The organism is Bacillus aerolatus (assembly GCF_009183655.1).
Taxonomy (GTDB): domain Bacteria; phylum Bacillota; class Bacilli; order Bacillales; family Domibacillaceae; genus Pseudobacillus; species Pseudobacillus aerolatus.
The window spans coordinates 1-665 of the sequence record NZ_WEIO01000030.1; the positions used below are offsets into that span (position 1 = coordinate 1).

Genomic DNA, 665 nt, shown 5'->3' on the forward strand with positions numbered 1-665 from the left:
TGAATTTGGTTAGGCTTGGCCAGGCATACCATTCCCTTTCTGATCGGGATTTCATTCTCTAAGTCTGGGAAGTACGTTCCCTCCCCTTCAATGCAAACCCAAATATCATCGACAGCCGAATGGGAGTGTATATATACTTCCTGCCCTGGTTCAAGACACCAAAGTGCCCCAACAGTTTTATCTGTTTCATAGAAATAGTTCTTTTGCGGTTCGTTTGGATCAAATTTGGCTATCTTATCAATTTCAAAAATTCTTTCTGCCGTTACCTCTTGGATGTTCGTCAAAGTCGCTCTCTCTTCCACTTCTAAACACCTCTTTTATATTTTAAATTTCAAATCCCAATTATTATGAAGAATGACTGCTTATAATTCTGCATCACGGTTACAGTCTTTAGAGTAGACATATGTTAAACTTTCTCTTCCTACCGCGTACGCTGCCTGATGTACATATGGACCCATGAAAATATAATCACCTTCCTTCACGGGAACCCACTTATTGTCCAAATTATACATCCCCTCTCCAGACAGTACATAGGCGCCATGTTCTTGCACATGTGTTTCGATAAACGGATGACATGCGGCAGGATCAAAGGAAAGAATATGAAAATTCATATCAAAATCTAGATCCATAGGCAAAAGATCTTTAATATTGACATTATGCATGTC

The 665-nt window shown here is 39.4% G+C and carries 2 protein-coding genes; both read right to left on the minus strand.

Going from position 1 to position 665, the window contains the following annotated elements; genetic code table 11:
* On the minus strand, nt 1–302 hold a 302-nt coding region (locus F9802_RS19430), incomplete at its 3' end, for a cupin domain-containing protein (protein WP_225435419.1).
* A 60-nt stretch (nt 303–362) separates the two neighbouring features.
* Nucleotides 363–665 (minus strand): cupin domain-containing protein (locus tag F9802_RS19435; RefSeq protein ID WP_152154741.1); only part of this gene is annotated, 303 nt, incomplete at its 5' end.